Source organism: Nonomuraea sp. NPDC050394, from assembly GCF_044459065.1.
GTDB lineage: Bacteria > Actinomycetota > Actinomycetes > Streptosporangiales > Streptosporangiaceae > Nonomuraea.
Map to the genome: position 1 here is coordinate 259978 of NZ_JBITIO010000001.1, position 17053 is coordinate 277030.

At 69.6% G+C, this 17053-nt stretch carries 18 protein-coding genes; 12 read left to right on the forward strand and 6 right to left on the reverse strand.

Going from position 1 to position 17053, the window contains the following annotated elements:
- The first annotated feature begins 26 nt into the window (after positions 1-26).
- Positions 27-725 carry an alpha/beta fold hydrolase gene (locus ACIBKY_RS01440; RefSeq protein ID WP_397093532.1) on the forward strand — a complete coding sequence of 233 codons (699 nt, stop codon included), beginning with the start codon at positions 27-29 and terminating at the stop codon, positions 723-725.
- 252 nt (positions 726-977) lie between these two features.
- On the opposite strand, the gene ACIBKY_RS01445 is transcribed toward ACIBKY_RS01440, so the two are convergent.
- Positions 978-2336 (reverse strand): pyridoxal phosphate-dependent decarboxylase family protein, encoded by a 1359-nt coding sequence (locus tag ACIBKY_RS01445; protein WP_397093533.1) that lies wholly within the window; start codon positions 2334-2336, stop codon positions 978-980.
- Positions 2337-2385: 49 nt separating this feature from the next.
- On the opposite strand from ACIBKY_RS01445, the gene ACIBKY_RS01450 reads away from it, so the two are divergent.
- The 5 genes from ACIBKY_RS01450 to ACIBKY_RS01470 all read left to right on the forward strand — a co-directional run bounded on the left by ACIBKY_RS01450 (position 2386) and on the right by ACIBKY_RS01470 (position 7688).
- Positions 2386-2874, forward strand: coding sequence for an Lrp/AsnC family transcriptional regulator (locus ACIBKY_RS01450; protein ID WP_397093534.1), 489 nt, complete (start codon positions 2386-2388; stop codon positions 2872-2874).
- An 11-nt stretch (positions 2875-2885) separates the two neighbouring features.
- Positions 2886-3626: an N-acetyltransferase gene (locus ACIBKY_RS01455; RefSeq protein WP_397093536.1), complete on the forward strand. Its 741-nt coding sequence runs from the start codon at positions 2886-2888 to the stop codon at positions 3624-3626.
- 39 nt (positions 3627-3665) lie between these two features.
- Positions 3666-4496, forward strand: coding sequence for an SDR family NAD(P)-dependent oxidoreductase (locus ACIBKY_RS01460; RefSeq protein ID WP_379614371.1), 831 nt, complete (start codon positions 3666-3668; stop codon positions 4494-4496).
- An 81-nt stretch (positions 4497-4577) separates the two neighbouring features.
- The gene (gene guaA / locus ACIBKY_RS01465) at positions 4578-6125 is read left to right on the forward strand and encodes a glutamine-hydrolyzing GMP synthase (RefSeq protein WP_397093539.1); all 1548 of its coding nucleotides are present in this window, start codon (positions 4578-4580) and stop codon (positions 6123-6125) included.
- A 921-nt stretch (positions 6126-7046) separates the two neighbouring features.
- Positions 7047-7688, forward strand: coding sequence for a histidine phosphatase family protein (locus ACIBKY_RS01470; RefSeq protein WP_397093540.1), 642 nt, complete (start codon positions 7047-7049; stop codon positions 7686-7688).
- A 180-nt stretch (positions 7689-7868) separates the two neighbouring features.
- On the opposite strand, the gene ACIBKY_RS01475 is transcribed toward ACIBKY_RS01470, so the two are convergent.
- Complete coding sequence (locus tag ACIBKY_RS01475; protein ID WP_397093542.1) at positions 7869-8129, reverse strand: hypothetical protein; 261 nt, start codon at positions 8127-8129, stop codon at positions 7869-7871.
- A 129-nt stretch (positions 8130-8258) separates the two neighbouring features.
- Here ACIBKY_RS01475 and ACIBKY_RS01480 point away from each other — a divergent pair, with 129 nt between their 5' ends.
- On the forward strand, positions 8259-9659 hold the full coding sequence (locus tag ACIBKY_RS01480) for an FAD-dependent oxidoreductase (protein ID WP_397093543.1): 1401 nt from the start codon (positions 8259-8261) through the stop codon (positions 9657-9659).
- A 499-nt stretch (positions 9660-10158) separates the two neighbouring features.
- Here ACIBKY_RS01480 and ACIBKY_RS01485 read toward each other — a convergent pair whose 3' ends face one another.
- Complete coding sequence (locus ACIBKY_RS01485; RefSeq protein WP_397093545.1) at positions 10159-10623, reverse strand: hypothetical protein; 465 nt, start codon at positions 10621-10623, stop codon at positions 10159-10161.
- A gap of 267 nt (positions 10624-10890) precedes the next feature.
- Between ACIBKY_RS01485 and ACIBKY_RS01490 the strand changes: the two genes are divergently transcribed.
- Positions 10891-11268: an ArsR/SmtB family transcription factor gene (locus tag ACIBKY_RS01490; RefSeq protein WP_397093547.1), complete on the forward strand. Its 378-nt coding sequence runs from the start codon at positions 10891-10893 to the stop codon at positions 11266-11268.
- Between the two features lie 93 nt (positions 11269-11361).
- On the opposite strand, the gene ACIBKY_RS01495 is transcribed toward ACIBKY_RS01490, so the two are convergent.
- Genes ACIBKY_RS01495 through ACIBKY_RS01505 form a run of 3 tightly spaced genes read right to left on the reverse strand, consistent with a single transcriptional unit; the run spans position 11362 to position 13193 of the window.
- Positions 11362-11757: an arsenate reductase ArsC gene (locus tag ACIBKY_RS01495; protein WP_397093549.1), complete on the reverse strand. Its 396-nt coding sequence runs from the start codon at positions 11755-11757 to the stop codon at positions 11362-11364.
- A complete protein-coding gene (gene arsB, locus ACIBKY_RS01500; RefSeq protein WP_397093551.1) occupies positions 11750-12847 on the reverse strand; it encodes an ACR3 family arsenite efflux transporter in 1098 nt (365 codons plus the stop codon). The genes ACIBKY_RS01495 and arsB overlap by 8 nt, the downstream gene beginning before the upstream one ends.
- Before the next feature lie 4 nt (positions 12848-12851).
- Positions 12852-13193, reverse strand: coding sequence for an ArsR/SmtB family transcription factor (locus tag ACIBKY_RS01505; protein ID WP_397093553.1), 342 nt, complete (start codon positions 13191-13193; stop codon positions 12852-12854).
- A 160-nt stretch (positions 13194-13353) separates the two neighbouring features.
- Here ACIBKY_RS01505 and ACIBKY_RS01510 point away from each other — a divergent pair, with 160 nt between their 5' ends.
- The 4 genes from ACIBKY_RS01510 to ACIBKY_RS01525 all read left to right on the forward strand — a co-directional run bounded on the left by ACIBKY_RS01510 (position 13354) and on the right by ACIBKY_RS01525 (position 17041).
- Positions 13354-13818, forward strand: coding sequence for a DinB family protein (locus ACIBKY_RS01510; RefSeq protein ID WP_397093555.1), 465 nt, complete (start codon positions 13354-13356; stop codon positions 13816-13818).
- A gap of 55 nt (positions 13819-13873) precedes the next feature.
- Positions 13874-14410: a VOC family protein gene (locus ACIBKY_RS01515; protein WP_397093557.1), complete on the forward strand. Its 537-nt coding sequence runs from the start codon at positions 13874-13876 to the stop codon at positions 14408-14410.
- Positions 14411-14641: 231 nt separating this feature from the next.
- A complete protein-coding gene (locus tag ACIBKY_RS01520) occupies positions 14642-15622 on the forward strand; it encodes a fibronectin type III domain-containing protein (RefSeq protein ID WP_397093559.1) in 981 nt (326 codons plus the stop codon).
- A 189-nt stretch (positions 15623-15811) separates the two neighbouring features.
- Positions 15812-17041: an SGNH/GDSL hydrolase family protein gene (locus tag ACIBKY_RS01525; protein WP_397093561.1), complete on the forward strand. Its 1230-nt coding sequence runs from the start codon at positions 15812-15814 to the stop codon at positions 17039-17041.
- Positions 17042-17053: the final 12 nt, after the last annotated feature.

Consider the following 17053-nt stretch of genomic DNA (forward strand, 5'->3'; position numbering starts at 1 on the left):
ACGTATAACTATGAGGCGAGGCGAGCATGAAGCTGCACACGCGCGAATGGGGCACCGGCGACCGGGTCGCTCTGCTGATCCACGGCATCATGGCCGACTCCCGGTGCTGGTGGCGAGTCGGGCCCGCGCTGGCCGGGCGCGGGTACCGGGTCGTCGCCGTCGACCTGCCCGGCCACGGCGCCAGCCCCCGGGCCGAGGACTACACGCCCGAGTCGCTGGCCGCCTCCGTCCTGGAATCGGTCCCTGCCCGGCCCGCGCTCGCGATCGGCCACTCGCTCGGCGGCCTCACGCTCGGCGCCGCCGTCGACCGCCTCATGCCCCGCCGGGCGATCTACTCCGACCCGGCCTTCCGGCTGCCCGTGCTGGAGGGCGGCATCCCGATGACCGACCTGATGGCACAGGCGGCCAACGCGACGGCCGAGGAGATCGCGGCCATGCACCCGGGGTTCCCGGCCGAGGAGGTGTCCGTCGAGGTCGAGATGCTCAAGGGCTGGGACCCGCGGACGGCGCTGTCCTTGAGCGGGTTCGCCGGCACGGACCTCACGCCCGCGCCCGTCGTGCCGTCGCTGGTGCAGGTGGCTGATCCGTCGTTTTTGGTGTCACCGGAGTTCCAGGAGGAGCTGGTGGGGAAGGGATTCGAGGTGAGGGTGGTCAAGGGCGCCGAACACACGATCCACCGGCACCTGTTCGAGGACTTCATGACGGGGTTGGACGGCTGGCTCTGAAACTCCCGGCAGCGCGGCACCCGGAGCCCGCGCTGCCGGGCCCACCCCAGGCGGCCCCCGTCACACCACCCCTCCCGTGCCGCCCGCCCACCCACTTCCGCCACCCGTGCCCGCCGCGCCTCCAGGCGGCTTACGGCCTGCCCCGCCCACCCACTTCCCCGCCCGCGCCGCGCCTTGTCTTCCGGGCGGCATGGCCTTTCAAGGGGTGCCGTTGCGCGGCCTGCCCGCCGCCGGTTCCGGGACGTGGTGCCGTCATCCCGGGGTCAGGCGGGTGATTTCGTCCAGGAGGTGTTCCAGGTGGCTGTCGTCGGTCGCCGGGTTCATGACGGTGACGCGGAGGTGGCGGACGCCGTTCAGGATGGTCGAGGTCAGGTAGAAGGTGCCGTCGGCCATCATGCGTTCGCGGATCTCGGCCGGGTCGGCCGTGCCGTACCGGAAGCAGACGATGTTGCTCTCCGGCTCGTACGGCAGCGCGAACCCCGGCCGGCGGCGAGCCAGTTCCCAGAAGCGGTGAGCGGCGGCATAGCGGCCGGCCACGAAGTCGCCGAGGCCGCGCTCGCCCCGCCAGGCGAGGTTCAGGAAGATCTTCAGGCCGAGCTCGGCCTTGGTGCACTCCACGGTCCTGCCGATCAGGTCGAAGCCCTGGTCGCCGTAGAAGATGTAGCTGGCGTCCTGCTGGAAGGCGGCGTCCAGGGCGCCTTCGTGGCGGACCAGGACGGCGGCGGCCAGGGAGGACGTGCGGAGCATCTTGTGGGCGTCCCAGATGAGGGAGTCGGCCAGTTCGACGCCGTCGAGCAGGTGGCGGTGGGCGGGGCTGAGCAGGGCGGAGGCGCCGTGGGCGCCGTCCACGTGGAACCAGATGTCCCGGTCGCGGCACCACTGCCCGACCGCGCGCAGGTCGTCGTGCAGGCCGGTGCCGGTGGCGCAGGCGGACGCCACCAGTGCGATCGGCCGTTTTCCGGAGATCTCGGGGAATCGCCCGACGGCCAGGCGGCCCAGATCGTCCGTCGGCAGCTCCACCACCGCCTTCTGGCCGAGGCCCATGATCGAGGCGGCTCGCGAGACCGAATAGTGTGCCGACGGCGGTGCCAGGATCACCAGGTCGGCGGGGGTACCGTTCGCCCACGCCTCGGGCGCGGCGTGCGCGCGGGCGGCCAGGAGGGCGGTGAGGTTCGCCAGCGAACCCCCGTGGGTCAGCACGCCGGCGCCGTGGGGGAAGCCGGCCTTCTCCAGCATCCACCGGACCACCTCGAACTCCACCGTGGCCGCCGCCGCGCCCATCTCGTAGATGGCCATGGGGTTGTTCGTGGCGCCGTGGATGAAGTCGGCCAGCGCGGCGGGAAAGTCGGGAGAGGCGACCTGATGGGCGAGATAGGCGGGGTGGTGGAGTCGTGTCCCCTCGCTCAGGAAGGCGTGGAGGAAGTCCTGGTACGTCTCCGTGCTCAGCCCGCCCTCCCGGATGAGCTCGGCCAGGCGGAGCTTCCCGGCGATCTCCGCCGGCGGCCGCTGCCGGACCACGGGCACCTGGCCGCGCTGGCTCTCCTCGACGTAGGCGGCCAGTTCGCTGACGGTGACGGCGGCAGCTTTGGTAAAAGCCTCAACATCCCACATAACCCGAAATATCCGTGCTCAGCAGGACGTGTGGCTAGATTTATCGAATATGAGGGACCAATCGGGGCCTGCAGCCGAACTGGATTCGATTGACCTGGCCATTCTGGCCGAGTTGCAGAACGACGCTCGGCTGCCCAACAAGGACCTGGCGGAAAAGCTCGGCGTGGCACCATCCACGGCCCTGGAGCGGGTACGCGCGCTGCGCCGCCGTGGAGTGATCACCGCCTTCCGCGCCGACGTCGACATCGCCCGCCTCGGCCGCCCGCTGGAGGCCCTGCTGGCACTGCGGGTACGCCCGCACACCGCCCAGCTCTCCGACCCGCTGCGCCGGTTCGTCCTGAGCCTGCCGGAGACCATCACGCTGTTCAACGTCGCCGGCCCCGAGGACTTCCTCGTGCACGTGGCCGTCGCCGACGCCACCAGCCTGCACCGGCTCGTACTGGAGAAGTTCCTGGTCCGGCCGGAGATCGTGCACCTGCAGACCACCCTGATCTTCAAGACCGAAAAACAGGCGGTGCAAAGGCCCTCCGAACTGTGAGAATGTCCGCCATGTCCCTCCGGATCACCACGCTGGCCGAGCGTCCCGAGTTCGCTGAGTCGTTGTGGGACATGGACACGGCCTGGCCGGAGTTCATGCTCAACGACCCGATCGCGGACCTCTTCTACGCGGTCGCCACCACCCACTACGCCGACTACATCCTGGTCGCCGACGACTCCGACGAGCCCGGGAGGATGGTGGCGCGCGGCTGCATGATCCCGTTCAACTCCCGAGACGGCGAACTGCCCGAGGACGGCTGGGACGCGGTCATCAGGCGCGGCTGGCTGACCAGGGACAGCGGCACGAAGCCCGACGCCGTCTCCGCCCTGGAGATCACGATCAGGAAGGACCTGCTCGGCGCCGGACTGTCCCGCCACATGGTCGCCGCGATGCGCGAGCGGGCCGCGCGCCTGGGCTACTCCGAGCTGCTCGCGCCGGTCAGGCCCAACCAGAAGCACCTGGAACCGCGCACCCCCGCCACCGAGTACGCCTTCCGCACCCGCGCTGACGGCCTGCCGTACGACGCCTGGCTACGCGTGCACGTCCGCGCCGGCGCGACGGTGGAGAAGGTCGCCCACCGCTCGATGACGATCTCCGGCACGCTCGGCGAGTGGCGGAAGTGGACCGGCCTGCCGTTCGACGCCGAGGGCCCGGTCGAGGTGCCGGGGGCGCTCGTTCCCGTGCACTGCGATGTCACCCACGATCACGCGGTTTACGTCGAACCGAACATCTGGGTGCGCCATTCGCTCTGATAACGTTCTTGGTGCCAAGCGAGCGCTCGGGAGGCTGGCGTGCGGGAACTCTCCGGCAAGGTCGCAGTGGTCACCGGAGCGGCGAGCGGCATCGGCCGCGCGCTCGCGGTCCGCCTGGCCGAAGAGGGCATGAGCCTGATGCTCGCCGACGTCGACCCGGGCGGGCTGGCCGAGACCGCCGCGCTGGCCGGGCGCGGCAGGGTGCTCACGCAGATCACCGACGTCTCCGACGACGCCGCCGTCCAGCACCTGGCCGCGCGCACGTTCGGCGAACTCGGCGCCGTCCACGTGCTGTGCAACAACGCCGGCGTCTTCCAGGGCGGCCACATCTGGAACCGCACCACCGAGGACTTCGCCTGGCTCCTGGGCGTGAACCTCTGGGGAGTGCTCCACGGCATCCAGGCCTTCGTCCCGCGCATGATCGAACAGGACACCGAAGGCCACATCGTCAACACCGTCTCGGTGGCGGGGTTGTTCGCGGCGCCGTACACGGCGGGCTATGCCGTCAGCAAGTACGCGGCGTTCGCCGCGTCGCAGACCCTCGCCCAGGACCTCGCGATCACCGGCTCCAAGCTGAAGGTGACCGCGCTGTGCCCCGGCGCCGTGCGCACCCAGATCAACACCTCCGAGCGGGTACGGCCCGCCGACCTCCTCGTCGGCCGCACCCGCGACGACTACGCCGCCCAGGGGATCATCGACGCCATCATGGAACGGGGCATCGACCCCGCGGACGTGGCCAGGCAGGTGGTCGAGGCGATCCGCGAGGAGCGTTTCCTCCTGCTCACGCACCCCGAGTACGCCAAGGGGCTGCGTGACCAGCTCGAAGCCCTGCTCGACGGCGCCCTCCCGCCGCTGCCCGGCTACGAGTGACCACCGCGCCGTCCGCAGCGGGGCGGGGTGCCGGGGCCGATACACTGGGGGCACCGCATTCGCTGTTGGAGGGTCTGTCTCGTGTCTGAGTTCGACACTGTGCTCGTGGTCGACTTCGGTGCGCAGTATGCGCAGCTCATCGCCCGCCGCGTGCGCGAATGCCACGTCTACTCGGAAATCGTCCCCTCGTCGATGCCGGTCGAGGAGATGCTGGCCAAGAAGCCCAAGGCGATCATCCTGTCGGGCGGGCCTTCGTCGGTCTATGCCGACGGGGCGCCGGCCGTACCGGATGGGCTGTTCGAGACGGGTGTGCCGACGTTCGGCATCTGCTACGGCTTCCAGGCGATGGCACGTTCCCTCGGCGGCGAGGTCGCCCGCACGGGCGTGGCCGAATACGGCGGCACCGCGCTCGACGTGCTCAATGAGGGCGTGCTCTTCGCGGGCCTGCCCGACAAGCAGAAGGTGTGGATGTCCCACGGCGACAGCGTGGCCGCCGCGCCCGCCGGCTTCGTGGTGACCGCCTCGACGTCCGAGACCCCCGTCGCCGCGTTCGAGGACACCCTCCGCGGCCTGTACGGCGTGCAGTTCCACCCCGAGGTCCTCCACTCCGAGCACGGGCAGGCGGTGCTCAAGCACTTCCTCGACGCGGCCGGATGCCGTCCGAGCTGGACCATGCTCAACATCGTCGAAGACGCCGTCGAAGCGGTACGCCAGCAGGTCGGCGAGGGTCGCGCCATCTGCGCGCTGTCCGGCGGCGTCGACTCCGCCGTGGCGGCCGCCATCGTGCAGCGGGCCATCGGTGACCGGCTGACCTGCGTCTTCGTTGACCACGGCCTGCTGCGCAAGGGCGAGGCCGAGCAGGTGGAGCGCGACTTCGTGGCCGTCACCGGGGTGAAGCTGCGCGTGGTGGACGCCGCCGACCGCTTCCTGAAGGCCCTGGACGGCGTGACCGACCCGGAGGAGAAGCGCAAGATCATCGGGCGCGAGTTCATCCGCGTCTTCGAGGACGAGCAGCGGGCCATCATGGCGGACGGCCCCGTCGACTTCCTCGTGCAGGGGACGCTCTACCCGGATGTGGTCGAGTCGGGCGGCGGCACCGGAACCGCCAACATCAAGTCGCACCACAACGTGGGCGGGCTCCCCGACGACCTGCAGTTCCAGCTCGTGGAGCCGTTGCGGACCCTCTTCAAGGACGAGGTACGGCGGGCGGGCGAAGAGCTCGGACTGCCGTCGGCGATGGTGTGGCGGCAGCCGTTCCCGGGGCCCGGGCTGGGGATCCGGATCATCGGGGCGGTCACCAAGGAGCGGCTGGACCTGCTGCGCGAAGCCGACGCGATCGCCAGGGAAGAGCTGTCGCGGGCCGGGCTGGATCGGGAGATCTGGCAGTGCCCGGTGGTGCTGCTGGCCGACGTACGGTCGGTCGGGGTGCAGGGAGATGGGCGCACCTACGGCCACCCGGTGGTGTTGCGGCCGGTCACCTCCGAGGACGCGATGACGGCGGACTGGGCCAGGGTGCCTTACGACGTGCTGTCGCGTATCTCGACCCGGATCACGAACGAGGTCCGCGAGGTCAACCGGGTGGTGGTCGACGTGACCAGCAAGCCCCCGGGCACCATCGAGTGGGAGTAAGGGCCAAAGGCTCGGTGCTCGCGTTGCTCGCGCGTCTGGCCAAAGGCAAGGTGCTCGCTCCGCTCGCGCGCCTTCCTGAGGCCCACCCGTTGCCCAGTTGGGGTGTCGGCCAGTTGGATCCCACCCTGCCCAAAGGTGCTTGCTCCGCTCGCGCGCCTTCCTAAGGCCCCCACCCGTTGCCCGGCCAAGTGGTTGGGCAGCTGAAGCCCACCCAACCAGCGGCTCGCATGCCCACTCGCTACCCGGCTATCCAGGGTGGTCCGGAGACAGCGTCGCCCAGGAGAGACTTCCGAGACTGGTGACAGTCGTTGATCGAGTGATCTGAGTTCGTGTTTCTGCCTCCTGTTCACTGAGCGTGATCGTTTGGGCGTGGCGGCTCCAGGGTCTCCACCGCTTCGGATGCGAGCCGAGTGGTGGTCTTGTCGTGGAAGCCCAGCGCCTGCACGATGACGGGCGTGGGGGCTTGAAGGACCCATTGCCGAAGGGCTGCGGGCGGGCGGCTTGGCCAGAGATGCCGAGGTCGCGGACCAGGGCGGCAAGGCTGCGGTGATGGAGGGGCTGGCCGGCTCGGCGTCCGGGAAATGCCAGCGGGCATCGACGTGGTGGCTGTGTCCATGTCTGGGGAGACCTCCGCGGGACAGGAAGGATCATCGACTTTCCGGCGTTCGGCGCTCTCGTCGTCGGATGGGAAGAACGCCTCGATGCGCAGTCGCCTCTCTCACGCTCTGCCCGGTATCGGTCCACCCTGCCCACCAGGGCACCGGCATCGGAACCGCACTCGTGCGCGCCAACCTGCCCGAGTAAGCCCGCCCTGACAACTCAACAGTGGTCGTGGGGCGGCTCGATGATGGTCCTCGTGGAGAACTTGTGAAGCACTCCTAAGATCACTTCACGACCATCCTCTACAGGAAGATCCCACTCATGCGTACCCTCTACGTCGTCACCCATCCGGAGGCGACGCACCACGTCGACAGGGTCGTCGGCGGCTGGCATGATTCGGCGTTGACGCCAGCCGGCCTCAGCGCGGCGGCCTCCATTGCCGAGGCGCTGCGAGCTCAGATCCCCATCGGTGCTGATGTGGAGTTGTTCTCCTCCGATCTGCGGCGCACCCGGCAAACGGCCGAGCGGGTGGGCGAGTTGTTCGGCCTGACACCGGTCCTGGATCGCAGGCTGCGGGAGAAGTCCTACGGAGAGGCGGGGGGAAGGCCACAGGAGTGGCTGGACCAACGATTCATCCAGCCGCCGGCTGCCGGGGAGCGGTTGGAACACGAGGAGGGCGTGGCGGGCGCCGAGACCAAGGCGGCGTTGGTGGAGCGCATCTACGCGGCCATGGACGAGATCCTGCAGCGGCCCTGCGAGCACCAGATCATCGTGACGCATGGTGGCTCCCTGACATTCGTCGTCACGTCCTGGATCAAGATGCCGATCAAGGCGGTCGGCTACGCCAGTTTCCGGGCACCATCCGGCAGCATCACCACGCTGCACGAAGATGACTTCTTCCACAACCGTTCGGTCGTCAACCTCGGCGATGCCCGTCATCTCGACTCCGCCAAAGCCAGTTGACTTGGCCCTTGTCAGAGCAAGCCCGTGGCCGATGCGATGGGCATGGCAGACCCGTGACCGACCAGGACCGGCGCGCCGTACACCTGAAGGTGGAAGGCAGGAGCAGCGCGCCGACATGTGCTGGGGGCTGGCTGGGCCGTAAGCTCCCGCCCGCCCTCCGCGAAGAGCTGTTCGCCGCGTTCAGACGCACATCCAGCGATACATCCCGTGGCTGAGTCGCACCGCCTCGCGGGCCAGGTCTCGTAGGGCGGTGATGCGTTCGATCTCGTACTCATCGAGCAACTCGTCCTCGGCATACTCACGCAGCCGCGCATCTTCGACGGCGGCGAGCGCGGCGACCGTCTCCGGCATCACCCGGTCCACGCCCGATTCCTCACTGTCGTTCACGACGACCTCGCAGTCCCGGAACTCGCTGACATCGCGCACGCTGAGCTCGGCCACCAGGTCTCCGGGGTCGTCTTCGCCAACCAGCTAATTTGACATTCCTCTAATCAGAGGCACATCATGAGGGTGCTGCTTCGACAATCTTCTAAGTAATGGCGCACATCGTTCGCATCTTGAGGAGGGCTCATGAGCAACAGCTGCTGCGGCACCGCGCTCGAACTCGAGCAGGTCGCGCACGGCCCCGGCGCGGCGGGACTGCCGGTCGTGGTGATCGGCGCGGGCCCGGTCGGCCTGGCCGCCGCCGCCCATCTGGCCGAACGCGGCCGGCCCTTCCTGGTGCTGGAGGCGGGCGGGCAGGTCGCCGCCTCCGTCGCCCGGTGGGGTCACGTGCGGGTGTTCAGTCCGTGGAAGTACAACGTCGACGCCGCCGCCCGCCGCCTGCTTCACGCCGGCGGCTGGAGCGCCCCGGACGGCGAATGGCTGCCCACCGGCGCCGAGCTCATCGACGACTACCTCGCCCCGCTGGCCAAGCTCTTCGGCGAGCGCGTACGGCTCGGCGCGAAGGTGGCCGCCATCAGCCGTGAAGGCTACGACCGGGTCCGTACCAACGGCCGACAGGACGCGCCCTTCCTCATCCGCCTGGAAAGCGGCGAAGAACTCCAGGCCCGCGCGATCATCGACGCCTCCGGCACCTACGCGACACCGAACGTGCTCGGCGCCGGCGGCCTGCCCGCCCACGGCGAGGCCGAGGCGGCCACGGCCGGGCTGGTCGACCACGCCCTGCCCGACGTGCTCGGCACCGACCGCGAAGACTACGAGGGTAAGCGGGTCCTGGTCATCGGCGCCGGCCACTCGGCCGCCACCACCCTGCTCGCCCTGGCCCAGTTGTCCGAGGCCACCCGCATCACCTGGGCCATCCGCGCCGGCGCCGCCGCCCGCACCTACGGCGGCGGCGACGCCGACGCCCTCCCGGCCCGCGGCGCACTCGGCACCCGCCTGCGCGCCCACGTCGAGTCCGGCCGCATCCAGCTCGTCACGGGCTTCTTCGCCCACACCATCCAGCACGACGGCCATCAGGTGAGCGTGATCAGCCGCGACCGCCACGGCCACGAGCAGACCGTCGTCGCCGACCGGATCGTCGCGGCGACCGGCTACCGCCCCGACCACACCATCGCCGGCGAACTCCGCCTCGACCTGGACCCGATCCTGGGCTCCACCCGGCGGCTCGCCCCGCTGATCGACCCCAACCAGCACTCGTGCGGCACCGTCCCCGTGCACGGCGTCGACGAGCTCGCCCACCCCGAACCCGGCTACTACGCCGTCGGCGTCAAGTCCTACGGCCGCGCGCCGACCTTCCTCATGGCCACCGGCTACGAGCAGGTCCGCTCCGTCGTCGCCGCGCTGGCCGGTGACTGGCAGGCGGCCCGCGACGTCCAGCTCGACCTGCCCGAGACCGGGGTGTGCTCCTCCAGCCTGGCCGAAGCTCAGGAGCAGCGGGTCGGGCTGGCCACCGGCCTCAGCGGCGGCCTGCTCGCCGCCCCGCTCCCGCTGGTCACCGCCACCACCGGCGGCGGCTGCTGCGGCTGACCGCCTTCTCGCGAAGAAGGAAGTCCGGAGATACCTGACGGCTACCCCACCGCCCTGCAGAAGGAGGTCCTGCGCCTCGGCTGCGACCACGACGGGCTGGAGGTCGATCGCCTGGCCGCCCACCTGGTCAGCGCCAGGCGATCGAGCCCCAACCCTGGTTACGCCCGCGCGATCACCCGCATGGCCGGCACGCTGGCCTGGCGCCTGCAAGCTCAGGGCTTCATCACCCAGAGCGGTGACACCTGGGCCACCACACCCACCGGCAGAGCCCGCATCTCCTGCCGGAGCGGCACGGCGTGAGAAGGGTGTCTCTGAACCAGCAGACGATCAACTAGCTGTGCGAACTGTGCGCGTCGACGTGCCCGGCCCGGATGGTGACCCCGACCCGCCCCTGAACCGACTCCTGTATCGGGTCAACGATCTACTGATGGACCCCGTTCAACGGGGCCGAGGGCCGGTGACCCTGTGTGGGGGCCGTCGCCTATCCGGTGCGAAGCCCTCAGCGTGGTCTCGGGCAGATGTTGTTCGCCTCTGCCGAGGCGCTGTCCCCATCGGCGTCCTTCACCGTGAACATTGCGAAGGTTGCGCCTTTGCGGCTGCAGGTCCCGTCGGCCTGACTCCAGCGGTTGGCCTCGTCGGTCTGGATGCCGAGTGGGAGGTTGGACTTCCAGGTGATCGTGAAGGGTGGCCGGCCACCGATCCATCTGGCCGTGCAGTGGAACTCTCCATCGTTGGGCGTGTAGCTGACGCACTTGAAGCTCTTGATACCCACCGAGACGTTCGCGTGCGCCGCGGTGGCTGTGGATGCGGCGAGGCCGGCACCGAGGATCACTACCGCCGCGACGAGGGTGGCTCGGCGGCGCACCGCCGACCCGAGGAAGCCGCGACGCCGACGTGCCGGTTGGCCGTCGGATGTGGGGATCAGGCGCTGGTGCCGGTCCGAGAGTTGTGGGGCGAGGTTCACCGTTGTCCTCCGTGATGAGCGGGACAGCTGTCACCTCGTATTCGTGCGGTGCGATCGGCTGGATGTGCCTTGGCTTGCCAGCGGAAGCAAAGTCGCTGTCAGAGGACTTGCGCCGGATTCCTGGCGCTGAGTTCGTCGTGGTGACGATCGGCTGACCGCCGGCCCGGGGCGTCGCCTACCTCGCCGCGGCCTGCGTGATCGCCGCAGGAGCGCTGGTCGCCTACCACCACATATAGTTAGATTGCCGTCGAACCAAGGAGTCGTGTCATGGCCGCCCCCGCAAGCGCCGCCTGCTGCGCGCCGATCGCGCGTGAGCCGATCTCCGAGAGCGACGCCGCCGAGGCGGCAGTCCTGCTCAAAGCCGTCGCCGATCCGGTACGGCTGCGCCTGCTGTCGATGATCGGCTCCCACGCCGGCGGCGAAGCGTGCGTCTGCGATCTGACGCCCGTCTTCGACCTGACCGCACCGACGATCTCCCACCACCTGAAGATCCTGCGCACCGCCGGCCTCATCGACGGCGAACGCCGCGGCACCTGGGTCTACTACCGCATCATCCCCGAGACCGTGAACAAACTCGGCGCCCTGTTCGCGCCTCTGGGCGAGGTCACGCCGGCTTCCGACGGCCCCTTCGCCCTGTCGTCTTGACCCGGGGCAGGGCCGCACGCACCGGCCGCGCGACGCGGACAAGACAGTGATGGGGCATCTGGCCGGTCACAACTGCCGCCGAGGAGGTAGCCGTCAGGCCGGCAGCAGGTCGGCCAGGAGCTTCTCGACGCGACTCTTGATCTCGTCGCGGATCTCACGCACGGCCTCGACGCCCTGACCGGCGGGGTCGTCGAGCTTCCAGTCCTCGTAGCGTCTGCCGGGGAAGATCGGGCAGGCGTCGCCGCAGCCCATGGTGATCACGACGTCGGAGGCTTCGACCGCGTCCGTGGTGAGGACCTTGGGCTGGGCGCCGGTGATGTCGATGCCGACCTCGTTCATGGCCTCGACGGCGACCGGGTTGATCCGATCGGCGGGCGCGGATCCGGCCGAGCGAACCTCGACCCGGTCTCCGGCCAGTTCGCGGAGCCATCCGGCGGCCATCTGAGAACGTCCGGCGTTGTGGACGCAGACGAACAGCACACTAGGCACCGCTGAGCTCCTTGCTGAACAGGCGTCGGCCCCACAGGCTGACGTAGACGAGGGCGACCAAGACGGGCACCTCGATGAGCGGACCCACGACGCCGGCCAGTGCCTGGCCGGAGGTCACGCCGAACACCCCCACGGCGACGGCGATGGCCAGCTCGAAGTTGTTGCCCGCCGCGGTGAAGGCGAGCGTGGTAGTGCGCTCGTAGGACAGGCCGATCGCCCGCCCGGCCAGGAAGCTGCCGCCCCACATCAGCGCGAAGTAGGCCAGCAGCGGCAGCGCGATCCGGGCCACGTCGAGCGGCCGCCCGCTGATCGTGTGGCCCTGCAGGGCGAACAGGATGACGATGGTGAACAGCAGCCCGTACAGCGCGACGGGCCCGATCTTCGGCAAGAACCGGGTCTCGTACCACTCCCGGCCGCGGGTGCGCTCGCCGAGCTCGCGGGAGGCGTACCCGGCGGCCAGCGGGATGCCGAGGAAGATGAGCACGTACTGCGCGATGTCCCAGGCGGAGACGTCCAGGGTGCTGCCCGCCAGGCCGAGCCAGCCGGGCAGCAGCTCCAGGTAGAACCATCCGAGCAGACCGAAGGCGAGCACCTGGAAGAGCGAGTTCAACGCCACGAGGACGGCGGCGGCCTCGCGGTCGCCGCGGGCCAGGTCGTTCCAGATGAGGACCATGGCGATGCAGCGGGCCAGTCCGACGATGATCAGGCCGGTGCGGTACTCGGGCAGATCCGGCAGCAGCGCCCACGCCAGCGCGAACATGAGCGCCGGGCCGAGCACCCAGTTGAGCACCAGCGAGGACAGCAGCAGGCGGCGGTCGCCGGTGACGGCGCCGAGACGGTCGTAGCGGACCTTGGCCAGCACCGGGTACATCATCAGCAGAAGACCCAGGGCGATCGGCAGGGAGATCTGGCCGATCTTCACCGCTTCCAGAGCCGTGTCCAGGCCGGGCAACAGGCGGCCGAGCAGCAGCCCGGCGGCCATCGCGGCGCCGATCCACACCGGCAGGAACCGGTCCAGCGTGGACAGCCCGGCGATCACCCCCTGGCCGGACGCGGGCGCCGCGGCGGAGCCGGAGCTTCGGATGGCCACCGGACTACACCGCTGCCGGGGCGCCGAGGATCGCCGACAGCTCACCCAGTGTCTCCGGCACGAGCCGGTAGTAGACCCAGGACGCGCGCCGCTCCGAGGTGAGCAGGCCGACGTCCTTGAGCACCTTGAGGTGGTGGCTGATGGTCGGCTGGGACAGTTCGAACGCGCCGGTGATGTCGCATACGCACACCTCGCCGCCTTCGCGGCTGGCCACGATCGACAGGATGCGCAGCCGTACCGGATCACCCAGCGCCTTGAACACGCGGGCCACGCCCGCGGCCTGGCCGGCGTCCAGCGGCTCGCGCGCCAGCGGCGGGCTGCACTCCAGGATCTGCAGCAGCTCCATACCTCTCTCCATATCGATGAGTATCGAAGTCGACTCACGTCTATATTGACATATGTCTATGCATGGTTGGTGATGGTCAGGGCGTGGCGGGTGAACAGTCCGCTGCCGATCCCTTCGACGGGGACGGTGCGGGGGTCGTTCCACGTGATCGACGTTGCCCATGGTGGCGCGGGCGGGACGGGTGCGGCAGACTGCCTTGGCCAAGCCGCACGAGCGGGTCGACGGCGAACGGTCGTTGGTCGAGACCCAACGGCACCTGCTGTTCGCCGGCGATGCCTGGCTCGGCAATGCCGTACTGGAGGAGGAAGCGCCGTACCACCCGTTGGGCTTCCCTTACGGCGGGATGCCGTCCGACGCGCCGGCGAAGCTCGGCCTCACCCTCGAAGCCACCCCGACGCTCGACGAGGTGCTCGCGCCGCGGCTGGCCCGCATGGCCACGATGCGGCGTGTCGTAGACGGGCTCACCGAGGCCGAGCTCGATCGGGTATGCGGTCGCAAGCCGGCCGACCCGTATCCCGACCAGGACTACGTCGTGCGCCGTTGTCTCAAGGTGGTGCTGAAGGAAGAGGCCGAACATCACCGCTACGCCGTCCGCGACCTCGCCGTGCTCGAGGCTGATGCCTGAACCGGAGCCGCTATTGCGGCAGGAAACCGGCCGCGATCATCTCTAGCCTCGCGGTATGGAGATGACCCAGCAAGATCCCGAACCTCCGGGTGAGAACACCGTCAACGGATTCGTGGTCGTTGACGGTGCCGCGCCGTTCATCGACTTCCTCGTCGCGGTCTTTGGCGCGACCGAGCGGACGGAAGCCCGCACCCCTGACTTCTACGCCGGAGACGGAACGCTGATCCACGCCGAAGTCAAGATCGGCAACTCGTTGCTCATGGTCGCCGACCGTAAGGCCGGCTGGCCGTTCACGCCGGCCCTGACCCAGGTGTACGTCGCCGACCCCGAGGAGACGATGCGCAGAGCGGTCGGACGCGGTGCGACCGTCGTCACCCCGGCGTCTCCCTTCTACGGCGGGTACGGCATCGCCCGGTTCCTCGACCCTTGGCACAACCTGTGGTGGCTGTTCTTCCCGGCGGCGGAAACCGGTCCGGCGACCGGGGAAGAGCCGAACTGGGAGGAATCCGCCGAACCCGGCCCTGTCTACACGACGCTGCTTGAGACGATGGCCACGCTGGCCGACCCCAGGGGCGGAGACGCTCACGCTTGAACCGCTGGTGGCCGCTTTCTCGATGTCCGCGGGCGCCCGGGATGGACGACGACCCCCGCCAGTTCCCAGCCACCGGCCACGACAACCAGCAAGCCGCGGCACATGCCGCTGCCGAGGGGCATGCCGGTGTTGCCGGGAAGCGTGATGGTGGCAGGGCCGGGTGGGTGATCTGTGGAGGGGTGGGGGAATCCATCGTGGGGTGTGCGGACGTATTAGAGGCAGGTGCCGCCCATGAAGGGAAACCAGATGATCAAGCGCCTGTACGGGTTCGCCACCATCTTCGCCGCGGTGGTCGTGGCCGCGGTGTCGTTGTCCTCTCCGAGCACGGCGGCCGTCGCCCTGCCGGCGCCGGAGCCGCTGCGTGTCGACACCGTCACCGCGACCCAGATCTCCTTCCACTGGTCCCAGAACACCTCGGGGAGCGTGGGCGTCCTTCGCGCCCGGATCTACCAGAACGGGGCTCTGGTCACGACCACGCGGCTGCAGCGCCACACCGCTTCCGGGCTGGTTCCGGGCGCCACCTACTCCTTCCATGTCGTCGCCGCCGATGACGCCGGGAACACCTCGCCGCCGAGCCGTACCCTCACGATCACCACGCGCGGACCGGGAGTGGTTCCGCCCGGACCGGCGAATCTGCGGGCCACCGAGGTGGCCTCCGCGCGGGTCGGTCTCGCCTTCGAACAGCCTGACGACAGCTGGGACATCGGCTACTACGAGGTGCTCGACGGGGGCGCGGTCGTCGCCACCGTCCCGGCCGGGCCCTTCAACGGGATCGAGACGATCGATCTGGTGGTGCGGGGGCTGGCCGCGCGGTCGTCGCACGCGTACGTGGTGCGGGCGGTTCGCGGGGCCATAGGTGTGTCGCCCTCGTCGAACACGCTGACGCTCGACACACTCGCGCGTACGGACCCGGCCGCGCCGTCGGCACCCACCGGGCTGGTGGCGAAGACGGCCAGGTACGCGTGCTTCACCGTCGATCTGACCTGGACTCAGTCGAGCGACAACGCCGATCCGCAGTCCGCGATCGACTACGAGGTCCTCGTCAACGGCACGCACGATGGCTGGGTGCGCGGTGCCGGGGCCCACACCATCGGCATCGTGCCCGTGGGGGACAACACGATCACGGTCCGCGCCGTGGACAGTTCCGGCAACGTCTCCGCCGCCGCCACGACCACGTTCGTGCGTTCGCCCAGTTGCGGCGACGACGCCTGACATCCACCGGACTGTGTGGGTGTATGCCGGGCTGCTCCTCACGTCGTAGTGCCCGGCGGGGATCTGCGTTGGACGTGGTAGCCGGACGAACGACCTCAGGGCGATGATCGCCGCTCGCGCCGCGGCGATGATTTCCCCATGTGAAGCGCCCGTGCCCCCAGGCGCGCGGCTTTCGTGAGGAGACTTCCATTGCCTGTCCAACCCCGACGACTCGCCATCACCTTCGCCCTCGTCCTCGCCGCCGTGTCCGCGGGAACCGGGATCGCGTCCGCTGAGAGCGGCACCCGTGGCTGGGACGCCACGTGGACCGCTTCGCCGCAGCGGCCAGGTGTGAACTACACGCCGAACTGGTCACAGGAGGGGTTCTCCCAGCAGACGCTTCGCCAGGTGGTCCGGGTCAGCGTGGGCGGTGTGGCGGCTCGGGTGCGGCTGACCAACGCCTACGGGACCACGCCGCTGAAGGTCGCGGGGGCCACGGTCGCGCGTACCGCGGACGGCGCCGCCGTTCGGCGTGGGTCGGTCCGGCATCTCACCGTCAACGGTGCGAGGGCCTTCACGGTCCCGGCGGGGGCCGAGATCGCGAGTGATCTGGTGCCGCTGCCGGTTGAGGCCTTGAGTTCGGTCACGGTCACGCTCTATCTCGCCGCGCCTACCGGTCCGGCGACCTACCACGCCCAGGCCATGGCGCCCAGCTACCGCGCGAACGGCGACCACCGGGCCGACGTGGGCGGCGCGGCGTTCACCGAGACCACTGTGTCCTGGTACTACCTGAGCGGGGTCGACGTCATCGGCGGTACGCATCGCCGGGGCGTGGTCGCCTTCGGAGATTCGCTGACCGACGGCTACGGGTCCAGGCCGGGCGCCGACAACCGCTATCCCGACGAGCTGGCCGAGCGACTGGCCGCCGCCGGCCGGCCGCGTGCCGTACTCAATCAGGGGATCGGTGGAAACCGGGTGACGGTCGACTCGGCGCAGCTCGGTGACAAGGGCACCTCCCGGTTCCGGCGCGATGTACTGGGCCAGCCCGGCGTGGGCACGGTCATCGTCCTGGAGGGCATCAACGACATCGGGATGAGCCGGCCGCCCGCCGACGTCTCCGCCCGCCAGGTCATCGCCGGGCACCGGGAGCTGATCCGGCAGGCGCGGGCCAGGGGTGTGCGGGTCATCGGTGCGACCCTGCCGCCGATGAAGGGGTCGCATTACTACGACGCGGTCAGAGAGGCCAAGCGGGACGAGGTCAACGCCTGGATCCGTACGTCGGGTGAGTACGACGCGGTGGTCGACCTCGACCGCGTCCTTGCCTCGTCCTCCGACGGGGACCAGCTCAACCCCGCCTACGACTCTGGTGACCATCTGCACCTCAACGACGCGGGGTACCGCGCGCTGGCGTACGCCGTCGATCCTGCCGACCTGCGCTGACGTGGTGCTCGT